Genomic DNA, 21377 nt, shown 5'->3' with positions numbered 1-21377 from the left:
GATGAAACGCGTTCGAAAAAACCATGCCTCTTTACTCAATTTGCCGACCCTGCACCTGGAAGGCAGCCTATTTTTACCCGATCAACTCGAAAAAGCCGCCCTTGGTAAAGCGACGCTACAAACTGAAGCTGATTATCGCATTCCGGCGGGCCTTAAACTCAGGGACGAATACAGCCGGGCTTTCCAGATCGCCTCCGCGCAGTGGAAACATTTCTCTCCTAATCTGGAACGCTTGGATGTCGACGCCCACGCCGTTACCGTCAAGTTCGTCCAAGAGCTGTTGCGCGACGCCTTGGCTTATCAATCCGTCGAGCCGATTTCCGGCGTGAGCGCGGGCGACCGTTATTATCCGATCAGCGCATTTGCCGGCGGCAGCGTTCCCGTCGTCATCGCCCCGCATAATCTCGGCCTGGATGAACCCGATCCGCGTTTTGTTGTTGCCGGAAGTGGCGCGCGCAAAAAAAGCCCGTTCCAGGTGGCGCAGGAATTTCTGAACGCCAGCAGTCAGCATCTCTGGGCGCTAGTCAGCAACGGCAAGCAGGTGCGCCTGCTCCGCGATGCCGCCACGCTGACCCGTCCCAGTTTTTTGGAGTTTGACCTGCAGGACATGCTCGGCGGCGGTCGTTTTGCCGAGTTTGAAATGGCCTGGCGCATCCTGCACGCCAGTCGTGTTGGTGTCGCTGGAGACTGTATCTGGGAAGCCTGGCGCAACGAAGGCCAGCGCGAAGGCACCCGCCTTCGCGACGGCCTGCGTCAGGGCGTGACCGAGGCATTGATCAATCTGGGTAACGGTTTTATTCAGCATCCGACCAACGACAGCTTGCGTCTGGATTTGCTGGAGGGCCGTTTGAGCAAGGAAGACTATTTTCAGCAACTGTTGCGCCTGGTGTATCGGCTGATTTTCCTGTTCACCGTCGAAGAACGCGGCGTGCTGCATACCGACGACGACAATCCGCAAGCCATCACCGCCCGCAAAGCCTATGCCGAAGGCTATGCGCTCTCCCGGTTACGGGATCGGTGCCTGCGCCGCCGCGCCCGTACTCCGTTCGACGATCACTGGCAAGCGCTGCGTATCATCTTTCGCAGCCTCGCGCAGGGCGAGCCGCGTTTGGCCTTGCCGGCGCTGGGCGGCCTGTTCGCCGTCAATCAATGCCCGGATTTGGATGCCGCCAGCCTCAGCAACGCCAATTTGCTGGATACCATCAGACAAATGCGCTGGTCCAACATCAACGGCAACCTCGCGCCGGTCGATTACCGCAACATGGGGCCGGAAGAACTGGGTTCGGTTTATGAGAGTCTGCTCGAACTGGTGCCGGAAGTCGACATTCCCGCCCGCCGCTTCGGTTTTGTCGGCTTGACCAGCGAAGGCAGCACTCAGGGCAATGCGCGCAAGACCACGGGCAGTTACTACACGCCGGACAGTCTGGTGCAGGAGTTGATTAAATCTGCGCTCGATCCTGTGATCGAAGACCGCTTGGGCAGCAATCTGGAAAACCCGACCGCCGCACTCCTCAGCATCAAAGTCATCGATCCGGCTTGTGGCAGCGGCCATTTTTTATTGGCGGCTGCACGTCGTCTGGCCGAACGTTTGGCGGCACTGCGCGCACCGGAAGGCGCGGTCAGACCGCAAGACTACCGCCATGCACTGCGCGAAGTGATCAGCAAATGTATCTTCGGCGTCGACCGCAACCCAATGGCGATTGAACTGGCCCGAACAGCGTTATGGCTGGAAGGTTTCGAAGAAGGCTTAGCGCTATCGTTTTTGGATCACCATTTGCTTTGCGGCGATGCACTGATTGGTCTGACCGATCTGAAACAACTGCAATCCGGTATCCCGGACGCCGCCTTCAAACCCTTGTCCGGCAACGACAAGGTCATATGCAAGGCGATTGCGAATGCCAATAAGGAAGGGCTCAAAGCGTTCGGAAAACTCAAAAACAACCGCAACCTGGACATTGCTATAGACGATGCTTCCGGATTATCCGAACTCGAAGCAATCGAAAATCTGCCGGACGCCACGGCCGCCGAAATCGCCGCCAAGGAAGCCGCTTACCGCGATTTCCTGCAACACGCCAAGGAACACCGCCTGGGCCATGCGGCCGATCTGTTAATCGGCGCCTTCCTGGCGCCGAAGGCGGATGCCGATGCCAAAATCACGACCCCGACCAGCCAAAACCTGTATTTGGAGCTGTTTACCGATCAAGCCGCCGAGGAGCTGGCGGAAGTGCATCAAAAAGAACGATTGCAAGCGGCGCGGCAATTGTGCGCATCGGCACGCGTCCTGCATTGGCCGCTGGCGTTTCCGCAAGTGTTCGCCAAGGGCGGCTTCGATTGCGTGCTGGGCAATCCGCCATGGGAGCGCATCAAACTGCAGGAGGAAGAGTTTTTCGCGACCCGAAACCGCCACGTCGCGGAAGCCAAAAACAAGGCCGAACGCGGCAAGCGCATCGATTGGCTGGCGCAAGGCATATTGGGGCAGCAGTTGTATCCAGAATTTCAACACGCACCGCATGAATGCGAAGCGGAGCAGCGTTTGTATCAGGACTTCATCAACGCCCGCCGCACCGCCGAAGCCGCCAGCGTGTTCGCCCATGTCAAAGGCGAAGACGGCGGGCGTTATCCGCTAACCGGCGTCGGCGACGTCAACACCTATGCGTTGTTTGCGGAATCCATCACCCAGATTACGTCAGAAAAGGGCCGCGCCGGCTTCATCGTACCGACCGGCATAGCGACCGACGATTCCACCAAAGCCTATTTCGGCCATATCGCGCAAAGTGAGCGTCTGGCAAGCCTGTTTGATTTCGAAAACCGCGACGCTATTTTCCCTGGTGTTCATCGTAGCTATAAGTTCTGCCTGCTGACCCTGGGCAAAACGGAACAAGCCGAATTCGCCTTTTTCCTGACCCAGACCGAGCAACTGGCCGACAGCCGCCGCCGCTTCGCTTTGAGTGCCGAGGATTTCAGCCGCATCAACCCAAATACACTGACCTGTCCTGTGTTCCGCTCGCGGATGGATGCGGAATTGACCCGCAAGGTTTACCAGCGCGTGCCGGTATTGATACGAGAGATGCGCGGCAAGGAGCCGGAGCAAAATCCCTGGGGCATTCGTTTCATGACGATGTTTCATATGTCTGGCGACAGCCATTTATTTGCCGACACTGCCGACGAAAACAAACTACCTCTGTACGAAGCCAAGATGATCCACCAGTTTGATCATCGCTGGGCCAGTTATCGGCTTGAAGATAGCAAGGATGTGTCGTCAGATGTTAGTTTGGCAGAAAAGCAGAATCCTGCTTTTCCGGTGACGCCACGTTATTGGGTGGATAAGACGGAAGTCGAGCAGCGTTTGCGTGATAAGGGATGGGTGCGTAATTGGTTAATGGGTTGGCGGAATATTGCCAGGAGCACTGACGAGCGCACATTTATATCTTCGGTAATGCCAATGTATGCTGTGGGTCATTCCATGCCTTTATGGTTATTGTCAGAATCCCCTAATAAGGCCACCGCATTTTTAGCGAATATGACTTCACTAGTTTTTGATTATATTGTCAGACAAAAATTAGGTGGCACAAACATGACATTTGGCTATTACAAGCAGATACCAGTTTTACCTCCCGACTTCTACACGGAATCCGACCTCAATTTCATCGTCCCCCGCGTTTTGGAACTGACCTACACCGCCCACGACCTGCAACCCTGGGCACAAGACCTCGGCTACGACGGCCCGCCATTCGCCTTCGATCGCGATCGACGCGCCCAACTCCGCGCCGAACTCGACGCCCGGTACGCCAAAGCCTACGGCCTGACCCGCGACGAACTGCGTTACATCCTCGACCCCGCCGACGTAATGGGCGACGACTACCCCTCCGAAACCTTCCGCGTGCTCAAAAACAACGAACTCAAGGAATTCGGCGAATACCGCACCCGCCGCTTGGTGCTGGAAGCTTGGGATAGACTTGAAAACGGGGAACTCGTGTCATGACGATTAACAGCAACCCTTTATTTAATGTATATATCGATGAGTCATGCCATTTAGAAAATGACGGCATGCCGATCATGGCTTTTGGAGCCGTGTGGTGCCCGAAAGATGAAGCTCGGCGGCTTTCCCAAGAGTTGCGGGACATAAAAACCCGGCATCATGCACGAGGCGAACTCAAATGGGCCAAGGTGTCGGAAGCCAAACAGGATTTTTATATCGAATTGGTCGATTGGTTTCTGGCCGAGCAACCTTTGCATTACCGAGGCTTGGTGGTACAAAACAAGCATCTGCTCAATCATCAGCAATTCAATCAAGGCAACCATGACCTGTTTTACTACAAGATGATTTTTTCGTTGCTGAACAAGATTCTAAGTCCTGATTGCCAATATGACATCTACTTAGACATCAAAGATACCCGCAGCCGCCTTAAGCTAAAAAAATTGCATGAAGTGCTTTGTAATAACGTCTATGACTTTACCAGCCAGATGATCCATCATCTGCAAAATACCCATTCCCATGAAATGGAGTTGATGCAGGTCGCCGATCTCATCACAGGCGCCATCAGTTACAGGCATCGCAATCTGTCCTCCAACAACGCCAAATTGGCGGTAATCGATCGACTAGAGCAACGTTTAGGGCGTTCGTTGTTGTATACCACACCGCTTTTTGAACAAAAATTGAATCTTTTTGTTTTCCAACCGCAGCGGGTGTAATCATGTACCAGCTACCCGGGTGGTTGCCGCCGATGTTCGAGATGTCGCCGTGGTCTGAGGCGCTGATGGAATCGCTGTATGCGTTGTTTAAACGCGACTTTATCGATAATCCAGCTAATTATTCCGGTTATCCAATTTGGTTTTTCCCTCAAAAAGACCGTGATAAAGAGGAAATTTTTTGGCATTTGGTCGAGCGGGAAGACCCGCCAAAGTCAGGCAATCGCTTTCCGGACTTTAGACGCTCAGAAAGATTGCCGTGGGCGCGGCCAATGCTGAACAATTTGCCGGAACCCGAAGTTTTGCATTGGGACTACGAAGAGGGTAACAAGGACATCCGCACATATGTGTGGCTTAAGGACCACGATTATCTGATCGTGATGAAAAAATACAAAAATGGGCAACGGCGATTGATCACAGCGTATTATGTAAACTATGACAACGCACGTATTAAACTACTGAAAAAATATGAAAACCGCATTTTGTAGGGCTATTGAACATTGGCCCTACAAATAAAAAAAGCCAACGCACATGGCGTTGGCTCAACTCCTTCAGCCTTTGGCTGATGAGATGAGCAAAGTATGAGGGGTAACTAGCTACTTGTCAATGACCGAGCTGAGATTAGCTAGTCCTGAGCAGCCTTCTTATGATTATGCCGTAAAGTTGACCTTGAAGTAGCTAATACAGAACCAAATACTCAGAATCCTTGTGACTGGAAAACCTTTTAGAACAGTTAGTTACCCTTAAACCGAAAGATATGGTTATGAAATATTTGAACATGACACTATATACGGTGTCACAATGAATGCTAAACTAGACATTCAAAAAACAATAGAACAACTACAGCAGCGTAAGACCAATTTATGCTGTGAAGAGGTGAAAAGCTTATTGCAAAGCTTGGGCTTCGAGGTACGCGATGGCAACCGAGGTGGGCATAAAATCTTTGTCCATCGAGGGCTGCCTTCATTTTTGAGCTCATCGTTCAACTGCGGTCACGGCAAAAACCCCGAAATCAAGCCTGCTTACATAGGCAAAATTATTCAAGTTCTCAAGCAGTACCACGACGAACTTGAGGCTTATCTGGAGAAAACATCATGATCGATGCATCAAATTATAATATTACCGTGCGTAAAGGCTGGTTCGATGGCGAACATTGCTATGAAGCGCGCGTCGCCGAATTGCCCGACGTCGCCGAATACGCCGACAGCTTTGAGGAAGCGTATGCGCTTGCGATCGACACCATTGAAGTAACGGCGGAAATGTTGGCTGCACAAGGCAAGGCCATGCCAGCCCCGATGATTCCGGCAGACGATTACAGCGGCCGCGTGACATTGCGTTTGGCCAAAAGCCTGCATCGTTCGCTCGCTCAGGCCGCCGATAAGGAAGGGGTCAGCTTGAATCAGCATTTGACCAATATTCTGAACTATTACGCCGGCTATGCGCAGGCCGGAGAAGAACGAAATAGCGGAAATATATGGCAATCCCATCCCATGCCGCAAGTCGGAAAACGGCAACGCCCGTCATATTTACGTTCGATTTCAACATCATTCTCCGTTCATGAGCCTACGTTGAGATACGGTTCATGAACGCTGACTTGCAAAAAGCGATCGATACGCTGCGTATTCATGACGTTTATCAAAGGTCTTCCATCGCTCAATGTGTCGGCGACTTTGAACCCAAATACGACCAGGAGATTGAGCAATTGGTCACCCAGACCAAACACGGTGTTAAACAGACACAATTAGCGGAAATTGACGAATCGCAATGGCTGGTACGGGTGTTTATCGAGTTGGGGGCGCGTTTAGTAGACCCTCGCGTTGAAAATGAAATCGACTCTGTAAAGGCAGTTATCGAGGCTGAATATATCGCCGAATACACGGCGGATGAAGCATTGGAACAAGCGTGCATCGACGAATACGCGCTAAAAAACGCCAGTTATCACGTATGGCCCTACTGGCGCGAATTTTTGATGAGCCAGTGCGGGCGCATGCATTTGCCGAGATTCGTGTTACCGACCATGCAGTTAGCCCACAATCGGCATCAGGAAAAATCCCCCACAACGGGCGAAAAACCAGAGTGATCACGGATGTGAGCTTGGCATGAACCCGCTCGAACGAATACTGATTGAGAAAGCGGGGCGAGAGCACGGTTTTGAGAATGTCTTGCCTGACCAGGACAATGCTATTGTATTAGGCTCCGCCCGGCATCGAGTCCAAGTCAAAATTATCGTTGAGAACCGTATTTGGCTCTTAAAACTGCCTGCCGGCTTGTTAACGCACGAGCTTAAAAGAAGCTTTCCGGGAGTTGAATGCAGTCAAGGCCAGTTTATCGCTCCAAGCATCGATTTGCTGGCGCAATTGCTGAGTCGAGCAGCGGCATTGGCCCAATCGCTACCTAATCAAGCCGAAATCGATTACGAGGCCGAAGTTCAAAAAACGCTGGCCAAGCTTCCACCCAACGGAACCGAGATCGAACGCATGGTGCGGCAGCGTATCGGGCAAAATACCTTCCGCAACGCAATGATGGATTACTGGGGGCAGGCCTGTTCGGTTACCGGTATCTCCGTTCCCGAAGTTCTGCGGGCCAGCCACGCTAAGCCCTGGGCCGATTGCGACAACGATGCCGAGCGTCTGGATGTCTTTAACGGCTTTTTGCTCGTAGCCAACCTGGATGCAATGTTTGACTGTTTTCTGATTAGTTTTGACGATAACGGGGCAATGCTTGTCTCGCCGCGTTTGACTATGGAACAACGCTTGGGGCTGAGGCTTAATCAAAATCTTTGTTTGCGTTGGCTAGCTGAAGAACATTTGCCGTACCTTCACTATCACAGGCGTTTACTGCTGGTTTAAAGAATTGCATAGTCAGCCAAAAGATTACGAGTGCTGCCGCAAAAAAAATTTTAAAACCAGGCAAAGCCTTTAAAGATGCGGTCAACGCTTGATCGTTTCGGGGCCGGTTATTGCGGCCCCATGCCCCAGCCTTCCAGTTCGGCTTGCCGTTTGACCGTAGGCACATCCAACTCGGTCATGCGGCCTTGGGTACGGGTCAAGGTGTCTTGCCGGTTACCAGTGACGGCACCATACCGTTGAGGATTGAGTCGGCTGCCAGTGCCGGTCAATTGGTCGAGATTGAGCATCGACGCGGCATTTTCCGCCGTCGGTAAATGCTGGGTTTGCGCCAAGAGTCCCAGCCATTCGTCCAGATTGACCTGAGTCCAATCGACCTTGTCCAGATCATCGACTTTCATGCCGGTGCAATCGGGCGCTTCAGCGGTACCAAAGCCCATGCCCAGTTGCGGTTTGATTTGTTCGTTCAGGATCCTTGCCAGCGGCGTGTTGTAGCAGCAGTAGCTTTCCTTACGAATCAGGCAGAGTCCTGTAATCGGGTCCTTACTATCGCAATAGGTACCCAAGTCCTTACAGACTTTCAGCTGTTTCTTGGCCGCCAGTTCGTATTCCGGAATCTCGCACGACCAGACAATCTGGATGATCATGATCGCGATCATGACCGCCGTGTAGGCGGCCATCAGCGTGCTTAACATCGTCCCTGCAAATGCCGCTCCGCCCCCCAATTGAACGCCTCCCGATTGCGCGGCCGGCGTCAGGTTGCCCAGTGAATCAAACGCCACTTGCCCCCCGGCGCTGAACAGCGCATTGCCGGCCGCTTCCCCAAAGGTGCTGCCGATCCATTCCGCCACCGTTTTCATCAATTCGCCTTTCAATGAATCCAGCAAACCTTGCGAAGCGATATCGGTGGTGCTCAGCATGTCGGTGCCGACCAGATCATTGACGGTCGAGGCGAAATCGGCCTGAAAACTGTTCCAGGCCTCCCCTGCCACGGAAAAGGGCGTCCGCAGGGTTTCCCAAACGCCCCGCACCGCAGAGGTGGCATCCATGCGCATCACCGCATTGTCCAGTTGACTGGTAGCCAGGATCAAATCGATGTATTGACTCAGCCCCATACTGCCGGCGGGCGTTTTGCAACAATCGACCAGGGTCACCACACCGCCGACCATTTTGCAACTGGCGTCTTCGCCTTTGAATACCTCGCAGGAACTGGGATCTTTTTGTTGCAGCTCGGCGTTGGCATAATCGCAACTCAAATCCATCGCCATTTGCTGGGCCGTATTGAGCAACGCCAGCGCCTGGGTAAAATCCTGACTTTGCGTCCGATTCACGGCAATGCAATCTTCACCCATGCAACGAATCGGACCTGAGCATTGCTGTTGCGTGCTGCTTTGAATGCCGGGAATGCCGGCCTCTTGGCCGCAGTCATAGGTATCCACACTATCCCAGCAGGTACCCGAGGCCAAGGTGTCCAGGCATTGGCTTTTGATGAAGGCACAGCCCTGGCTCTCCAGATCAGCGCACGCCGTGCTCGGGGTTCCCGCGTCGGGCGGCGACAGACAATGCGTGCCCGCCGAGTCCGTCCAGCATTGCCCGGTGCTGTTCAGATCGCACTGTCCGGCCGCGGTGATGCTCATACAGGTATTGCGAATCCCTGCGGAAGCGGCCACCGGCGCCATGGCCAGATCCGACTCGCACACCATCACTTGCGACACCGGATCGACGTAACATCCGGATGCGTTGGCCGGATCGTTGGTACAGCTGAGCTGGCTGCCCGCTTGGCAAATGCCATCGGTAATGGCGCTGGCGAGATTCTGACAATTCGGACCGTTCCAGCTCCACTCGTCCTGGGTCATCAGTTTCGACAAGTCGTAACGAAGGCGGATGCGCGAATAGCCTTCGCCATTGCCGCCGACCATCGTATCCTGCCGAAAGACCTTGTTGCCGGTACTGTTAAACGCATACGAGACATCCTTGTTGGGATGATCGACCCAGCTGTTGCTGAGTTCACAAGAACCTCCCCAGCCGGTAGAACCGGTATAAATCAGGCTGCCGCCATAGTAAACCCGGGCATGATCGTCGAACTCGACATCCTCCAAAGTAGCGCTGACAATCGCCTCGGGATGCAGCACATGGTAAGTGACCTGCCAGCTGAATACGGCGCAGCCGGCCGACCAGTAATTGTCACCGACCACGCCGACATATAAATCCATGCAGCCCGGCCCGCAACTGGACAATCCGCCATTTCCCGAAACGTAGCTGAGCAGCGGCTCGACTTTCACCTCATGCGTTGCGGTACAGTTCTGCGGCACGGTCGGCTGCCTTAAACACAACTGATAGTCGGGAATGTGAACCGGCTGCGTGGTCGTGGTTTGGGTCGTGGTGGTCGTGCAGTCCGAGAACGACGCTGCCCACGGCGTAAAATCGGCAAACACCTGATCGCCGGCTTTCCAGAGCGGATCATTTTGTAAGTCCGGATGCGATTGGTGCGCATTGTTGATGAGGGTGCGATAGGCTTCGCCGGTGGCGCTGGGTTCTCCGTTCAAGATCGTTTGGGCATTGAGACCTGCGGCGATCGTGCCGGGGTTATTGCCATACAGACGGGTGAGGTTGGCCGTGACACTGTTATTACTGTTCGCATCCGGAAACAGGGTGCTGACATTAATCGAGCTTTCCTGCGTCGTGCCGGGATTCAACGTCATCGTGCCATTGCCGGCATCCACGGGAAACTGGAAAGCCCCCACTATTTGCTGCCCGGTTTGCTGCCCTTCGCTGCCCGCGGCCTGCATGGGATCCGCCCAGGTCACAGCGAACGGCGTCCAGACCATGGTGACACTCAGTGTCATGGCGAGCGAGCGCATCAACCTGAGATGACGATCAAAAAACGCGCCCAAACCCATCTAAAGTCCCACGCAGCAGTCCTGCCAGCGCCATAGGATATAAAGATGATCTTCTCCGGGGCCGGGGAAGGTACGCCCTGCTCCCCAGGTGAAGGTGGTTTCGCCGATCGCATGATTGGATTCGGTTTCCGCGACCGGATAAAACATGCTGAGCCGGTATTGGGATTTCGGGATGAAGGGATAAATCAACCCGCCGCACAAGGCGTCGTTCCCCGAGGTCTTCCAGGCCAGTCCCCGGCGATGCAAGGCCGCCGTCGCCCGGGTGGCCAGTAAACTGGAAATGCGCGGATCGGTGCCGTAGCTGGTCGGTGAAATCCCGGACAAGGGATACATGTGCCCCCAGGCGCCGGCACACCAGAACAGAGCATCGAGCGGATTGCCGGTCGCGGCGGCGGCTGCATCGGCGACACAGGCGGCGATGGCCGCCGGATTGGCAAACAGCGCCGTTTCGGGACTGGTGAAAAACGCCAGCAGATCGCTGTTCCAGGTGGGGTCGAGTTCTGAAACATACAGCAGATCGAAATCCCGGTAGCCGTCGGCGTTACAACGATCATCCCAAAACAGATCCAGCAGAATGGTGAGCGGAAACGCGAAGTAGTGGTAATTGAAAAACGACATCTCGCTGGCATCGAAATCGGCCTTGCCGGTGGTCGCGATCAAACGCACTTTCGAGGCGCTGAACGTGTGCCCGCCCAAGGCAGGTGAGCACCAGGGATTTCTGACCACTTCGATCAGCCGGGCCGGATTCCATAGCCCGACGGTCATGCCCAATTGCGGCAGCCCCAAAGGATCGGTACAGAAGCAAAACTTCTGATCGGTCGCGATACTCGGCACGTTTCCGCCTCCGAGCGATGCCCCGGCCGCACGGATCGGAAACAAACAGCTCCAGCAAATATCGGTGATCAGTTTGCCGGACCACAGCTCGGCATCGGCGCAGAGCGGATCCATCGCTTTGCTCGTCGTCTCGGCATGGCCGGCGACCGCCAGGCACAAAAGCAACCCCAACAGCCATGCTGGAGCTGGCCGTTTCATGACCGAGCTCCTACCGCCGGTTTTAGGACTTTGCGTTCCCGGACGACGATCCGGTTGCCGGCCTGTTCGACCACGGCCGGCACCTGCTGCAACTGAAAACGCTGACGCACATCGGGCGTCAGCAAATACACCGGCGCATCGAGCATTGTTTCCAGACTTTTTAAGCCCTCCCAGCCGTTCTCACGAGACAGTTGCGTCGCTAGATACAGGACGCGTGAGTTCTTGTCCCGGCAGGACATCTGCTTGACGGTATCGACCTGGGCTTTTTGGGTGGCATCGAAGACGATCAGGCACAGCCCAAACGCCATCTGGTCCAGGGGATTGACGGCGTGTCCGGCACGAATGATCAGATTGCCGTTGGGCGCCACCAAATCCCGAGGCGCGGTGACGGTCAGATCAATGAGTCGGTCCCGATCTTCCCGGGACGCCGGCAACACTTCGAATTGGCGTTTTTCCCAAAACCGGGCCATGGCCTGCTGCCTCATACGCGGCCCATCCAGCGTAGCCAATCGGCTTTTGATGGCTTCGAGCAGATCGATTTCGGCAATGTCATACACCTCGCCGAAGCGTCCCAAATCGCCCTGGCGTCCGGCATTCTGGCGCGACTTTAACCAATCGAGACTGGTCACTCCCTTGACACGAACCAGCGCCCTGCCCTGCGCCTCGACGACGATTTCGGGGACGGTAGTCACCTTCCATCTCTGAAAGCGGGTCGGGTCGATCACGATATTCGGAAGGGGCTCGATGTCTTTCAATAGCACTTTCAAGTCGGCGAAAAATCCCGGCAGCTTTTGCCGGGGTTTGGGGCCACGGAAGACCAGCAACACATCCTCCTGACCCGAGGCTTCCTGAAAGATACCCTTGAGCACCGGCCCCCCCAGCGAGAACGAGACGAACACCACCCGCACCGGTTTGCCTTGTGGCTGGGTTGCCAGTCCATCGGGCATCGCAGCCAAGGCTTTGGATTTTGAGGCGTTAACAAGGTCCATCGCTTGCCCGTTGGCTTCGGCCTGATAAGGATTGCTGTCCAGCCAGGCAGGCCGAGGCTGCCCTTCCAGACGATCGAGAATGTGTTGCGATCGGGCCAGCCAGTCCTCTTCGCCATGTGCGACAGTCTGAATCAACAAAGTCGCCAGCATGATGAATCCGCTCATCCGGCGCACCGAACGTGATTGCCGCGCGTGCTTAAAAGATCGCATAAGCCCGGCCAATCACCTGGTGGTCATAGACGTATCCCCAGTAACGCGAATCGAAACTTTTCGGCGTTAAACCCGTAACCCAATACGCGGCCGTCGGGATGGTTTCGTCGCGTTTGAAGGCGGACGGCGATTTTCTGAGTTTCTCGGCCAGCGGCAGCCCTTCAATAATGACGGCCCCGTTAATCCGGGTTTGACGGCTATCGACCTGGACATGATCGCCGGTGACACCGGCAGCGATCTTGACGATGATCTGGCCGTCCTTGAAATACGGTTTCATGCGTTCCGCCCGAAAGGCGATCAAATCGCCGCGCCAGATGTCCTTGTTGTAGGTATCGATGAGATAAATGCGCTTATCCGGCAAACAGCGGTCGACCTGATCATCGCCGCCGATCAAAAACCGCTGGCCGATGTAATGCTCCACGGCCAACAGCAGAATCAGAAGCGGCAAGGCTTTCAGCAGAAACGGCCCGAGCGGGACCTTGGGCCGAATGCTTCGAAAGGATGTCTTTGGTCTCATGACCTCACTGCCCTTCCGGCCTGACATAGGTATCGTCCGGTGCCGCGACTACGGCCGTCGAATCCAGTATTATGTAACCGGCATTACTCAACTTGGTGGCCAGGCGCTGCCAGTCTTCGACGGTCCGGGCCATTTGCTCCGGGGTGGCATTCGGCGGAAGCGCCTGGATCAAGCGGGTACGATCCAGCACAAAAACCGGCGTGATCAGGTTCAATCGCTGCAAGGGTTCTTTCAGCATCTGAGTGGCGGCAATCGTGCCGCCCATGAGACCCAAGACCAACGCCATAAGGCCGATACCCAACCACTGCGCTTTAGCGACCATGGGTGACCTCCCGCTCTTTGGCTTTACGACTGCTTTGCAGTTGCTGGATGGCATCGCCCAGACTCAATCCTTGGCGGCGCAGTTGTTTCAGCGCCTGCACATCTTCCGGCTTGGTGGAAAACAACAGCCGTTTGAAGGGGTCGACGATCAGACGGCCGATGCCCGAGCCCATCTCGGTCAGGAAAAAGATTTCGGAATACGCGCCCGGCAAGGTATGGACGGTCTTGAGCAATTCGTAACCGCCGTCCGACAAGGGCAGCCGCCGGTCCTGCTTCATGCCTTCGATGACTTCGGCTTTCTGGCCCAACAGATACATATTCGCCGAGTTCTCGACGATGGCCCGGCCGGCGGCATTTCGGTACAGGTCGTTGACCGACTGGGTGATGGTGACCGCGGCCCCGCCGTACTTCCGAAAACGCCGATAGCCGTGTTCCATGAATTTGGCAACATCACCCTCGGTAAGCAGATCCCAGGCTTCATCGATGATCACGATCTTGGGACGGTTGCGTTCGCCGAGATACATTTCCTGCTGGATTTGATAGATCAGTTGCAGTAACACGACCTGCTGCAGGTGTTTCCGGCCTTTCAGTTCCTCCAGTTCCAGCACCGTGAAATCGTTGCTGAAGCGCGCATTGTTGCGGCCGTTGAAATAACGGCCGTATTCGCCGCGGCTCGTGAACGGGAACAACTGCTCGCCGACATCTCTGAGGCGCTGATCGTCTTCCCGGCAGAGGATGGCCGCGATATCGTCGACCGACATCGCCTGGGCTTTCTCGGTCCAGAGGTTTTTCAGTACGCGTTTCAAGCCGGCCGTTTGAAAATCACTGAGCTTTTCCGTGGGCGCGGCCATTTGACTGACCAGTCCGGCCAGCATGTCGGCTTCCTCTTCAAAGTTCTGCACGATTTCGAAAGGATTCATGCAAATCCCCGAGCCGTGGGTAAATTTGACGAAATCGCCTTCCAGCACTTCGCAGAGATTTTCATAGGAGCGGCCGACATCGATCGTCCAGATTTGCGCGCCTTCGGTCAGGTAGCTGACGATGATTTCGTTGGTCAGAAACGATTTGCCCTTGCCGGATTCGGCGGCGATGCAGAGATTGTAATTGCCGGTGGTATCGAACAACGACACCGCCATGTGTTCGCCATTGCGCGAGACAAAATTCAACGTCGGCGTGCCGGTGCCGGCCCAATCGCCGAACAGCGGCAGCAACGGAATCGCATGCCGGGTGGCCAGGGTGCGGTAGCGTTTGAGATCCGCTATCGCAGCCCGTTCGGCCCCAAACGGCAGGCAATTGAGAAAAAACGGCAAACAAAAATACTTGTCTTCCAGCAGCTGAAAACCCAGCTCCCGGAAGTACACCCGGGCATTGGAAATCGCCGCAGATTCCTCACCGTCATCGCAGAACAACACCAGGCCAAAATAGCTCCGGATCGGCCGGTCGCCGTCGCCATAGGCATCGAACAGCACGTCGAAGTTATGCTTGCGCTGAATCAGCGCCGGCAGGAAACGGGCGATCGGCGTATTGACCTGATTGGTGATGAACTGTCTGACGCCTTCCTGGCGGGCGCGGGTGGACTCGGCATCCGGGTAATGTAGGGTCAGGCTGATAAGCGTATTCTGCCGAATGCCGCGCGTGCCGGACAGAATATCGCCGAGATAGCTTTTGGCGCTGCCGAAATAGAAATGATCGGGCGTGCGCTTGGCGGACAAGGTTTTGACCCGCTTGGTACCCAGCCAGACGCCCTTCTCGTCCGTCTCCAGCGCATTGTCATAATCCAGCAACTGGTCGCGGATCAGTTGCGTCGGGTCGCATTCGGGAACGACGCGGTCTTTCCAGCCGGCATCATCATTCCAATTGAGGACGGTATTCAGCACGCGCACATAATGATCCGCGTCGAGCACGTCAGGCACGAGCCCGATCGTGGTCAAGGATTGTTGGGTCGCCCGCTGCAATTCTGCGGCCCTGACTAATTCATTCTCACTGGGCCGTGGGTTAACAATGGGTAGCTTGACGGTCACAATCACCTGGCTGCGGCGCAGGCGTGCTCCGGAAACCGTTTCCGGCGCTTTACCGGTTCCCTGCCGCAAAAAATCGATGCTGGCTTGCGTCATCGCTTTATAGATCGTCTTCTGCTGCTTGAGACGGCGGGTTTGCATGATGGCCAACGATTCTTCTATATCCGGGGAGGTCCAGAGACTGACCTGCAGCAGGGTCTCGGTGGGCCAGTCCTGATTCAGCAGCACATTGACCCGCGCCGAAACGCTCGGATCGGCGCCAGTCAGCGGCCGGCAAATAAAACCGAAGCCGATGCTCGCGTCCGCCAGCAGAAAAAGCTGGTGATCGGGATCATAAGCCAATGCCGAAAACAGGGAATCGGCAGGATGAATGCGGGAGGATTTCATGAGGCTTCCTGCAGCATTGATTTGGCCTCAGTCTCTTCCGGACTCGTCCCTATCAAACGAATCGTGTAAGGATAACGACTGAGTCGCAGGGCGCGCCCTTTGCGGATGAGCTCACGGGCGCGCGCCGGATGACAGGGATTGAGCACCCGCCCATCGCTCGCCACGACCTGCACACGCACCACCTTGGAAACCCGAGTTGAAATTCGACAGTTGCCCGCCGCCGTCTCGGAATGGGAATGGCTTCCGGTGATCTCGTTCATGGCGAACTCACAGCGTGGCGGTGACGATATTGGTAATGATCGTCGGGGCGGCGAACAAGCCGACGCCACTGGCAATACCCAATACGAAACCCATGATGCTGCCGCGCACGACGCCGGCAACCAAACCCACGATCACAAACACGATGGCGATGATGCGGCCGAGCAGCCCTTCTACCCAGCCGGTGAGCAGCGTCCAGACATTGTTGAACTCGGTGCCGCCGGCCCCGGCCAGCGCATCGGGCGCCAGCATGACCAGCAATAGGGATGCCAGGACCACCGACGCGCCCGTTTGACGTGACAAACTCATAAAAACGACCTCATGGGGAAATGAAAAGACGGTTGCCCGTCCTGTCTCGGACCCAATGTCCGGCTCGCCCAAGCGGTTGCCCGCGGCATCTCGCTCATTCCGGTAAGGATCGGCGGAAGGATGGTTTAATGCGTGTTTGGCGCTTTCAATGAACCTGGCGGCATCCCTTCGGTGTCGGTACCGGCCTGATCCCGATCTAGCGGCCTTTCCGGAGGACGCTGCTCGATTTGCAGCGGAATCAGCGACGGGCTGACCGTCGGCGCACTTTTACCGATCATCCAGCGCCGAGGTTCCAGTTCGGTGTACACATAGCCCGAGACCATCAGGTCGCCGTCGCTGTCTTCCCAGGGCGCAATCCAGATGCGCATGACCTGAGCCGGGGTTCGAATCGGCGTGGGATCCTCGATTTTAGGGACGGGTTGCCGAGCATGGCGCGGGAAAGGGGCTATGGCACCCGCTTTAACTACCTCAATTTTTTGGGTTTCGGGTTTGGACAGCTCCGGCAAGGCTTTGTCGGTCACCTGATAGGCTTCCGTGGTGGAGAGACACTTGGGATCGTCCGGCATGCCCTTGCAGCCGTATTGCGTGGCGCAGCCGGCGCTGAGTAAGACGACCAATCCCAGGAAAAGCGGTAGAATCAATCGGCGCGGGCTCATGGCTTTTTCTCCAGCTTGTCGGTCTTGGCCGGGGCTTGAACGACGGCAGGTTTGTTTTCCAGCCAGTCGGCCAGCGATTCGGGCGCGCCGCTGTGCGTGCGCCCATCCGGGGCGATCAGAAACGGCACCCCAGGCAGGCCAAACAGCTTGGCAGTTACGATCGCCCGTTGCAGCGGCTCTTTGTTACAGGACGCAGGATTATCGGTGGGAAGACCGGCATAATCCTGTTTCAGGAGGCGCTGACGGACGCTGTCCTGAACTTTTTGATCTTTGGAGGCTTGCTGACAGGCCAGTTGCACGACGATGTTTTGCGATTCCTGGCCCAGGATCGGCACCATGACCAGTTTGAAGGTATAGCGGTCCTGCAAGGCTTGCAGGTCTTTCATGACCTTGCCGCAATAGGGGCAGCGCGGATCGATGAAGATCAGCACGGACTCTTTGCCGCGACCGACGGTGACTGGACCCAGATCGTCGATATTGAGCTTCATCCGGGAGAGATCAATCCGCCTGGCGATCCGGTCAATATCGGGAAGATCCTTGATTTCCTGCTGGGTCCAGACATCGAGCAATTTGCCGCCGTACAGCGCAAAGCGGCCATTACTCGACATGAACACGATCTGCTCACCGGTCTTGACCATTTTGAGCCCGGTTATCGGCAAATCCTGCATGCCATCGATTTTGACCGACATCAAGCCGGCGGCGATATCGGCCGGTGAAATCTTCGGCGCATCGGCCGCCATCGCGGCAGCGCCTGTGCAAAGCAGTAACAAAAAAGCGAATCGGCTAAGACAATTCATGAGAACGACCGTTAAGGATTAAAATGATGGCAACAGCTTACTGGCTGGCGAAAAGCCGATACGAACAATAAATTTCAGAAACACCCATCTTTTGCATCAGGCCGGGGTTTTCAATTTGAGCGCCGTGCCTTTTTGCACGATGAAATTCACCTGCCGGGTGGCATCGACTTCGATCACCGGGTAAATCTCTTCGGCCATGTCCATGTAAAAGTGCGAGAGGCGCTCCATCGCATAACCGGCTCCTTTCAGCGCCCCGCCTTCCATCGACTGGGCGGAAAAGGCGCTTTGAAACGGCGTCGTGCCGGCTAGGCTCCCCAGACCGCCGGTCAGCAGCACCGGAACCTGGTTACGGCCGAAGGCATCGGAAAAGCCGCGCAGAAAGCCGGCCATCATTGACTGTGCCAGCAAGGCGCCTTGTTTGGACACGACACGGCCTCTGACGCCGTTCTTGCCATCCTCACCAGTCGCATAGGCGTTCATCGGCACTTCAATCACGCCGCCGTCCTGACGCACGCAGGAAAACGTCTCGCCGCGAAAATAGGCGCGCTCGGCACTCAAATCGCCGAAACCGGCGGCCAACAGGAAGCATTCACGCAAATCCGCATGGAAGCGATTGGGCAAAATGGCTTCCTTTTTGATCCGGAACAGCACCGGCATCGGCTCCTTCTTAGCCTTTTTACCGGTGGGCGCATCCAATCCGTTCAACAAGACGCCGGTCAGAATGCTGCCGGCCGGAATAAAGACTTCGCTGTGTCGGGCGTTTTGATCAGGCAATGCTTTTCTTTCCGATACAGACGGTGACGCCTTGTCATCCTTGATCACGCGAATCTGCAAGACCGCCTGCGGTTGGGCATTCGGAGACGCACGTCCTCCGGATAGACCAGGATTGCCCGAATTCGGGCCGGGGATGGCCGCTTGTTCGAAAACGCTAGTCAGGTCATTGGGGTCCGGCGTGGTGTGAGTGACGCTCGATCGCCGATCGGACGTATTGGGCAGGGGTAATACGGTACCCGCTGTCGAGCAGGTATCCGGAAGCACAGCCCCAGGCGCTGCCGGTTTGTTCCTGAGCGCTTCCAGTTCACCGGAGACGGCTTTCAACTTGGCGTCATAGGCCTCCCGCTCGGCCAGGGTCCATTGTTTGAAGCGCATCTCATCGGATTGTTGCTGGCGTTTTTGCTGCTCCTCGATCGCCCCCAGACGGCGGCCCTGCTCTTCATTCTTCTGCAGCAGGTCGCGTAACTGGGCGGAAATACCGTCGATACCCAACGAGCGGGGATCGCTATCGGTGAGAATGTGCTGGATCGTGGCCTGCTTGCTGGAAGGCTTGACGACTTCCGGAGACACCGAGGCCAAGCCGATGATCGTCACGATCAACACGGTACCGATGCTGCCTACGACGACTTGACGTTTAGCAGTCGGGCTCAGCGCCGACCATCCCTTATCGATACCGGCCATCAAGGCATCCTCCCGTTCAGCAAGGACGGTCTGACCGTAATGGCTGCGTCGTCTTTTCGTCTAACCGCGACATAGAGTTCGGTCGATTCACCGGGCCCCAACACCACTTTCGGCCAGGCGGCCACGGCCAGGACTTCGTCCTGGGTGGAAGCACAGGTGCGTTCATCGAATTCGATCGAGGTGACGCCGGTGTTATGGGCGACCCCCACGAATATCAGCAGCTCCTGGCCTTCCAGTAGCTGGCCGGTACGAATCCGGACCCGGTCTTGATGACAATGGATTTGTTCGGATTGACTGGGATCGCGTAATGAAAAGCCGGCGGGCGTTTTTTGTAATCCCAAATCGCGGAACAGCTGCTTCAAGGTGGTGATGTAGTCCTGTTCCCGGTTCGCGGGTATTTCGGACGAAGTCGTGTTTTGCTGCTGCCATTGCGTCAGCCGTTTATACGTCTCCTGATCCAGGCTAAGATGGATTTCACGGGCGGGTATCCGTTTGGGAATCAGCGTCAGCGAGAGCGCGATGTCCTGATTGTCGCCGGGAGTGATGTACAAGGTCACCGGGGTTTCATCGGCGGTCGCGACATAGACGATCTTGCCTTTGGTGCTGGTGGTCGCCTGACTGGTCGTAGTCACCACCGGGTTGTCGAAGGGCGTCACCAGCCGGTTCAAATGACCGACCGCAATCGGCATCAGCTCGTTGATACCGGGCTTGACCTGAAGGGTTTGCGGCGCGACAGAAGTGGCCGCCTGCTGAGGGGGCGTATTCAGGATACTGGCATCGACGGGCGGCAATTCGACTTGCAGTGGAGACTGATCAGTTGCCATACCTGGCAACTCCTGCAAGGACGCGGTTTCCAGAGCCTTATTGTCTTGATGCGGAGGTGAGGTTAACCCGTTAGCCGGTAATTCCTGGGCGGATACCGGCATGCTGATGATCAGCAATAACGCGAGCGGATAACAGGCACTTTTCATGGCGTTGCTCTCTGTGGCGATTGCATGGCTTTCAGGCGTTCCAGCGTTCTGGGGTCTTCAGGATAGACATCGATGAACTCCAGGCGCGGCCGGTAGTTTTTGATGGCGATGATGAATTCGTAGGTACGCGGCTTGATGTCCGGTTTAGAACTGGGCCCCTGGCTTTTGAGTTCGCCGCTGACAAAGACCTTGTTGGTTTCGGCTTCATAATCCACATGCCGGGGTGTAAAGCTGATCGCGACCCGATCCATTTTGATCGCCTTGATCTGATCGGTCATCGCATCCAGCACGGTGCGGTAGATCTCGGGCGCCAACAGCGGCTCGATGGCGATTTTCAGAAAGTCGGCATTGGCCGGCGTGGTATTGCCCAACAGCTCGGCCAGAAACAGGCCCCAGGACTCCTTGAACTCGCTGGAAGCCGCCGTTCGGGTCACCTCGACTTCTTTCGTCAAGGTCGGCGGCACCATAATGATGCTGCGCTCGGTGCGCCAGGCGGCGAGCGAGGTTATCACGCACACCGTCAGCAAACCCAGGATGATGATGCGACTGAAACGGTTCTCGGCCTCATGCCCTTCCCAGGTGCGCAGAAATTCCGAAAGCCTCACGGGTAAAACCGCCGGATAAAAGGATTGGGAATGGTGATCGCTTTGCTGGGCAGCAAACCCAGCCAATAGATCGCATGCAAGGTATAACCGTCCGGGCGGTTGTCACGAAAGCGCCGGTAGAATTTGACGGCAATAGCGCCAATGGCCAGGGCGGGAATGAATTGATCGATCAGCATGCCGGTCAGCATGCACACCATGAAAGGCACGATTTCATCGGCGCTCCACAGCAAGAGGTGAATTGGATCGTCGATGGTTTTAGGGATGGCAACGGGTTCCATAATGATCTCCGGGATGGGTGATCATTATTTTGGTGATTTGAAAGCTCACGCCACACTCAATAAATTTTATTGCTGTAAATCTTTTGTTATAAAGACAAGCTTTTTTATGGTTGAGAAGCCGAATTATCATAATTCAGAG

Annotated in this window: 21 protein-coding genes; 7 read left to right on the top strand and 14 right to left on the bottom strand. The window is 55.7% G+C overall.

Annotated elements, in window-relative coordinates:
* Nucleotide 1 precedes the first annotated feature (1 nt).
* The 7 genes from CC94_RS0110310 to CC94_RS0110280 all read left to right on the top strand — a co-directional run bounded on the left by CC94_RS0110310 (nt 2) and on the right by CC94_RS0110280 (nt 7538).
* The gene (locus CC94_RS0110310; RefSeq protein ID WP_031430760.1) at nt 2-3982 is read left to right on the top strand and encodes an Eco57I restriction-modification methylase domain-containing protein; all 3981 of its coding nucleotides are present in this window, start codon (nt 2-4) and stop codon (nt 3980-3982) included.
* Complete coding sequence (locus CC94_RS0110305; RefSeq protein ID WP_031430759.1) at nt 3979-4692, top strand: DUF3800 domain-containing protein; 714 nt, start codon at nt 3979-3981, stop codon at nt 4690-4692. Before CC94_RS0110310 ends, CC94_RS0110305 begins: the two co-directional genes overlap by 4 nt.
* 2 nt (nt 4693-4694) lie before the next feature.
* Nucleotides 4695-5177 carry a hypothetical protein gene (locus tag CC94_RS24280; protein WP_215731674.1) on the top strand — a complete coding sequence of 161 codons (483 nt, stop codon included), beginning with the start codon at nt 4695-4697 and terminating at the stop codon, nt 5175-5177.
* Nucleotides 5178-5490: 313 nt separating this feature from the next.
* On the top strand, nt 5491-5787 hold the full coding sequence (locus tag CC94_RS0110295; RefSeq protein ID WP_031430757.1) for a type II toxin-antitoxin system HicA family toxin: 297 nt from the start codon (nt 5491-5493) through the stop codon (nt 5785-5787).
* Nucleotides 5784-6275: a type II toxin-antitoxin system HicB family antitoxin gene (locus tag CC94_RS21455; protein ID WP_051911462.1), complete on the top strand. Its 492-nt coding sequence runs from the start codon at nt 5784-5786 to the stop codon at nt 6273-6275. Before CC94_RS0110295 ends, CC94_RS21455 begins: the two co-directional genes overlap by 4 nt.
* Nucleotides 6272-6769: a hypothetical protein gene (locus CC94_RS0110285; RefSeq protein ID WP_031430756.1), complete on the top strand. Its 498-nt coding sequence runs from the start codon at nt 6272-6274 to the stop codon at nt 6767-6769. Before CC94_RS21455 ends, CC94_RS0110285 begins: the two co-directional genes overlap by 4 nt.
* Nucleotides 6770-6788: 19 nt before the next feature.
* Nucleotides 6789-7538 carry an HNH endonuclease gene (locus tag CC94_RS0110280; protein WP_031430754.1) on the top strand — a complete coding sequence of 250 codons (750 nt, stop codon included), beginning with the start codon at nt 6789-6791 and terminating at the stop codon, nt 7536-7538.
* 107 nt (nt 7539-7645) lie between these two features.
* On the opposite strand, the gene traN is transcribed toward CC94_RS0110280, so the two are convergent.
* The 14 genes from traN to traL form a co-directional block, all read right to left on the bottom strand.
* Nucleotides 7646-10396, bottom strand: a complete 2751-nt coding sequence (gene traN / locus CC94_RS0110275) for a conjugal transfer mating pair stabilization protein TraN (RefSeq protein WP_281174009.1) — start codon at nt 10394-10396, stop codon at nt 7646-7648.
* Between the two features lie 39 nt (nt 10397-10435).
* Nucleotides 10436-11467 carry a TraU family protein gene (locus CC94_RS0110270; RefSeq protein WP_031430750.1) on the bottom strand — a complete coding sequence of 344 codons (1032 nt, stop codon included), beginning with the start codon at nt 11465-11467 and terminating at the stop codon, nt 10436-10438.
* Nucleotides 11464-12621 carry a TrbC family F-type conjugative pilus assembly protein gene (locus CC94_RS0110265; RefSeq protein WP_245619737.1) on the bottom strand — a complete coding sequence of 386 codons (1158 nt, stop codon included), beginning with the start codon at nt 12619-12621 and terminating at the stop codon, nt 11464-11466. The genes CC94_RS0110270 and CC94_RS0110265 overlap by 4 nt, the downstream gene beginning before the upstream one ends.
* A 31-nt stretch (nt 12622-12652) precedes the next feature.
* A complete protein-coding gene (lepB, locus tag CC94_RS0110260; protein WP_031430747.1) occupies nt 12653-13183 on the bottom strand; it encodes a signal peptidase I in 531 nt (176 codons plus the stop codon).
* A 4-nt stretch (nt 13184-13187) separates the two neighbouring features.
* Entirely contained in the window at nt 13188-13505 is a 318-nt protein-coding gene (locus tag CC94_RS0110255; RefSeq protein ID WP_031430745.1) for a hypothetical protein, read from the bottom strand.
* On the bottom strand, nt 13495-15909 hold the full coding sequence (gene traC / locus CC94_RS0110250) for a type IV secretion system protein TraC (RefSeq protein WP_031430744.1): 2415 nt from the start codon (nt 15907-15909) through the stop codon (nt 13495-13497). Before traC ends, CC94_RS0110255 begins: the two co-directional genes overlap by 11 nt.
* A complete protein-coding gene (locus tag CC94_RS23035; protein WP_245619736.1) occupies nt 15906-16169 on the bottom strand; it encodes an RRXRR domain-containing protein in 264 nt (87 codons plus the stop codon). Before CC94_RS23035 ends, traC begins: the two co-directional genes overlap by 4 nt.
* A gap of 7 nt (nt 16170-16176) precedes the next feature.
* A complete protein-coding gene (gene traA / locus CC94_RS0110245; protein WP_031430743.1) occupies nt 16177-16476 on the bottom strand; it encodes a TraA family conjugative transfer protein in 300 nt (99 codons plus the stop codon).
* A 125-nt stretch (nt 16477-16601) separates the two neighbouring features.
* A complete protein-coding gene (locus tag CC94_RS0110240) occupies nt 16602-17132 on the bottom strand; it encodes a TraV family lipoprotein (RefSeq protein WP_031430741.1) in 531 nt (176 codons plus the stop codon).
* The gene (locus CC94_RS0110235) at nt 17129-17872 is read right to left on the bottom strand and encodes a DsbC family protein (RefSeq protein ID WP_031430739.1); all 744 of its coding nucleotides are present in this window, start codon (nt 17870-17872) and stop codon (nt 17129-17131) included. The genes CC94_RS0110240 and CC94_RS0110235 overlap by 4 nt, the downstream gene beginning before the upstream one ends.
* Before the next feature lie 153 nt (nt 17873-18025).
* On the bottom strand, nt 18026-19384 hold the full coding sequence (locus CC94_RS0110230; protein ID WP_031430737.1) for a TraB/VirB10 family protein: 1359 nt from the start codon (nt 19382-19384) through the stop codon (nt 18026-18028).
* Nucleotides 19384-20355 (bottom strand): TraK domain-containing protein, encoded by a 972-nt coding sequence (locus CC94_RS0110225; protein ID WP_031430736.1) that lies wholly within the window; start codon nt 20353-20355, stop codon nt 19384-19386. The genes CC94_RS0110230 and CC94_RS0110225 overlap by 1 nt, the downstream gene beginning before the upstream one ends.
* Complete coding sequence (locus CC94_RS0110220) at nt 20352-20960, bottom strand: TraE/TraK family type IV conjugative transfer system protein (RefSeq protein ID WP_031430735.1); 609 nt, start codon at nt 20958-20960, stop codon at nt 20352-20354. Before CC94_RS0110220 ends, CC94_RS0110225 begins: the two co-directional genes overlap by 4 nt.
* Nucleotides 20957-21238 (bottom strand): type IV conjugative transfer system protein TraL, encoded by a 282-nt coding sequence (gene traL / locus CC94_RS0110215; protein ID WP_020563525.1) that lies wholly within the window; start codon nt 21236-21238, stop codon nt 20957-20959. Before traL ends, CC94_RS0110220 begins: the two co-directional genes overlap by 4 nt.
* Nucleotides 21239-21377 lie beyond the last annotated feature (139 nt).

Origin of the sequence: Methylomicrobium agile (assembly GCF_000733855.1) — a bacterium.
GTDB lineage: Bacteria > Pseudomonadota > Gammaproteobacteria > Methylococcales > Methylomonadaceae > Methylomicrobium > Methylomicrobium agile.
This window is presented reverse-complemented; position numbering and strand designations above follow the sequence as displayed.

What these genes read in the sequence shown, in the direction of transcription:
- traL (WP_020563525.1), bottom strand. Translation starts at nt 21,238, where the DNA reads ATGGAACCCGTTGCCATCCCTAAAACCATCGACGATCCAATTCACCTC.
- CC94_RS0110310 (WP_031430760.1), top strand. Translation starts at nt 2, where the DNA reads ATGAAACGCGTTCGAAAAAACCATGCCTCTTTACTCAATTTGCCGACC.
- CC94_RS23035 (WP_245619736.1), bottom strand. Translation starts at nt 16,169, where the DNA reads ATGAACGAGATCACCGGAAGCCATTCCCATTCCGAGACGGCGGCGGGC.
- CC94_RS0110280 (WP_031430754.1), top strand. Translation starts at nt 6,789, where the DNA reads ATGAACCCGCTCGAACGAATACTGATTGAGAAAGCGGGGCGAGAGCAC.
- traC (WP_031430744.1), bottom strand. Translation starts at nt 15,909, where the DNA reads ATGAAATCCTCCCGCATTCATCCTGCCGATTCCCTGTTTTCGGCATTG.
- CC94_RS21455 (WP_051911462.1), top strand. Translation starts at nt 5,784, where the DNA reads ATGATCGATGCATCAAATTATAATATTACCGTGCGTAAAGGCTGGTTC.
- CC94_RS0110230 (WP_031430737.1), bottom strand. Translation starts at nt 19,384, where the DNA reads ATGGCCGGTATCGATAAGGGATGGTCGGCGCTGAGCCCGACTGCTAAA.
- CC94_RS0110285 (WP_031430756.1), top strand. Translation starts at nt 6,272, where the DNA reads ATGAACGCTGACTTGCAAAAAGCGATCGATACGCTGCGTATTCATGAC.
- CC94_RS0110225 (WP_031430736.1), bottom strand. Translation starts at nt 20,355, where the DNA reads ATGAAAAGTGCCTGTTATCCGCTCGCGTTATTGCTGATCATCAGCATG.
- lepB (WP_031430747.1), bottom strand. Translation starts at nt 13,183, where the DNA reads ATGAGACCAAAGACATCCTTTCGAAGCATTCGGCCCAAGGTCCCGCTC.
- CC94_RS0110240 (WP_031430741.1), bottom strand. Translation starts at nt 17,132, where the DNA reads ATGAGCCCGCGCCGATTGATTCTACCGCTTTTCCTGGGATTGGTCGTC.
- CC94_RS0110295 (WP_031430757.1), top strand. Translation starts at nt 5,491, where the DNA reads ATGAATGCTAAACTAGACATTCAAAAAACAATAGAACAACTACAGCAG.
- CC94_RS0110255 (WP_031430745.1), bottom strand. Translation starts at nt 13,505, where the DNA reads ATGGTCGCTAAAGCGCAGTGGTTGGGTATCGGCCTTATGGCGTTGGTC.
- CC94_RS0110305 (WP_031430759.1), top strand. Translation starts at nt 3,979, where the DNA reads ATGACGATTAACAGCAACCCTTTATTTAATGTATATATCGATGAGTCA.
- CC94_RS24280 (WP_215731674.1), top strand. Translation starts at nt 4,695, where the DNA reads ATGTACCAGCTACCCGGGTGGTTGCCGCCGATGTTCGAGATGTCGCCG.
- CC94_RS0110265 (WP_245619737.1), bottom strand. Translation starts at nt 12,621, where the DNA reads ATGAGCGGATTCATCATGCTGGCGACTTTGTTGATTCAGACTGTCGCA.
- CC94_RS0110235 (WP_031430739.1), bottom strand. Translation starts at nt 17,872, where the DNA reads ATGGCGGCCGATGCGCCGAAGATTTCACCGGCCGATATCGCCGCCGGC.
- traA (WP_031430743.1), bottom strand. Translation starts at nt 16,476, where the DNA reads ATGAGTTTGTCACGTCAAACGGGCGCGTCGGTGGTCCTGGCATCCCTA.
- traN (WP_281174009.1), bottom strand. Translation starts at nt 10,396, where the DNA reads ATGCGCTCGCTCGCCATGACACTGAGTGTCACCATGGTCTGGACGCCG.
- CC94_RS0110270 (WP_031430750.1), bottom strand. Translation starts at nt 11,467, where the DNA reads ATGAAACGGCCAGCTCCAGCATGGCTGTTGGGGTTGCTTTTGTGCCTG.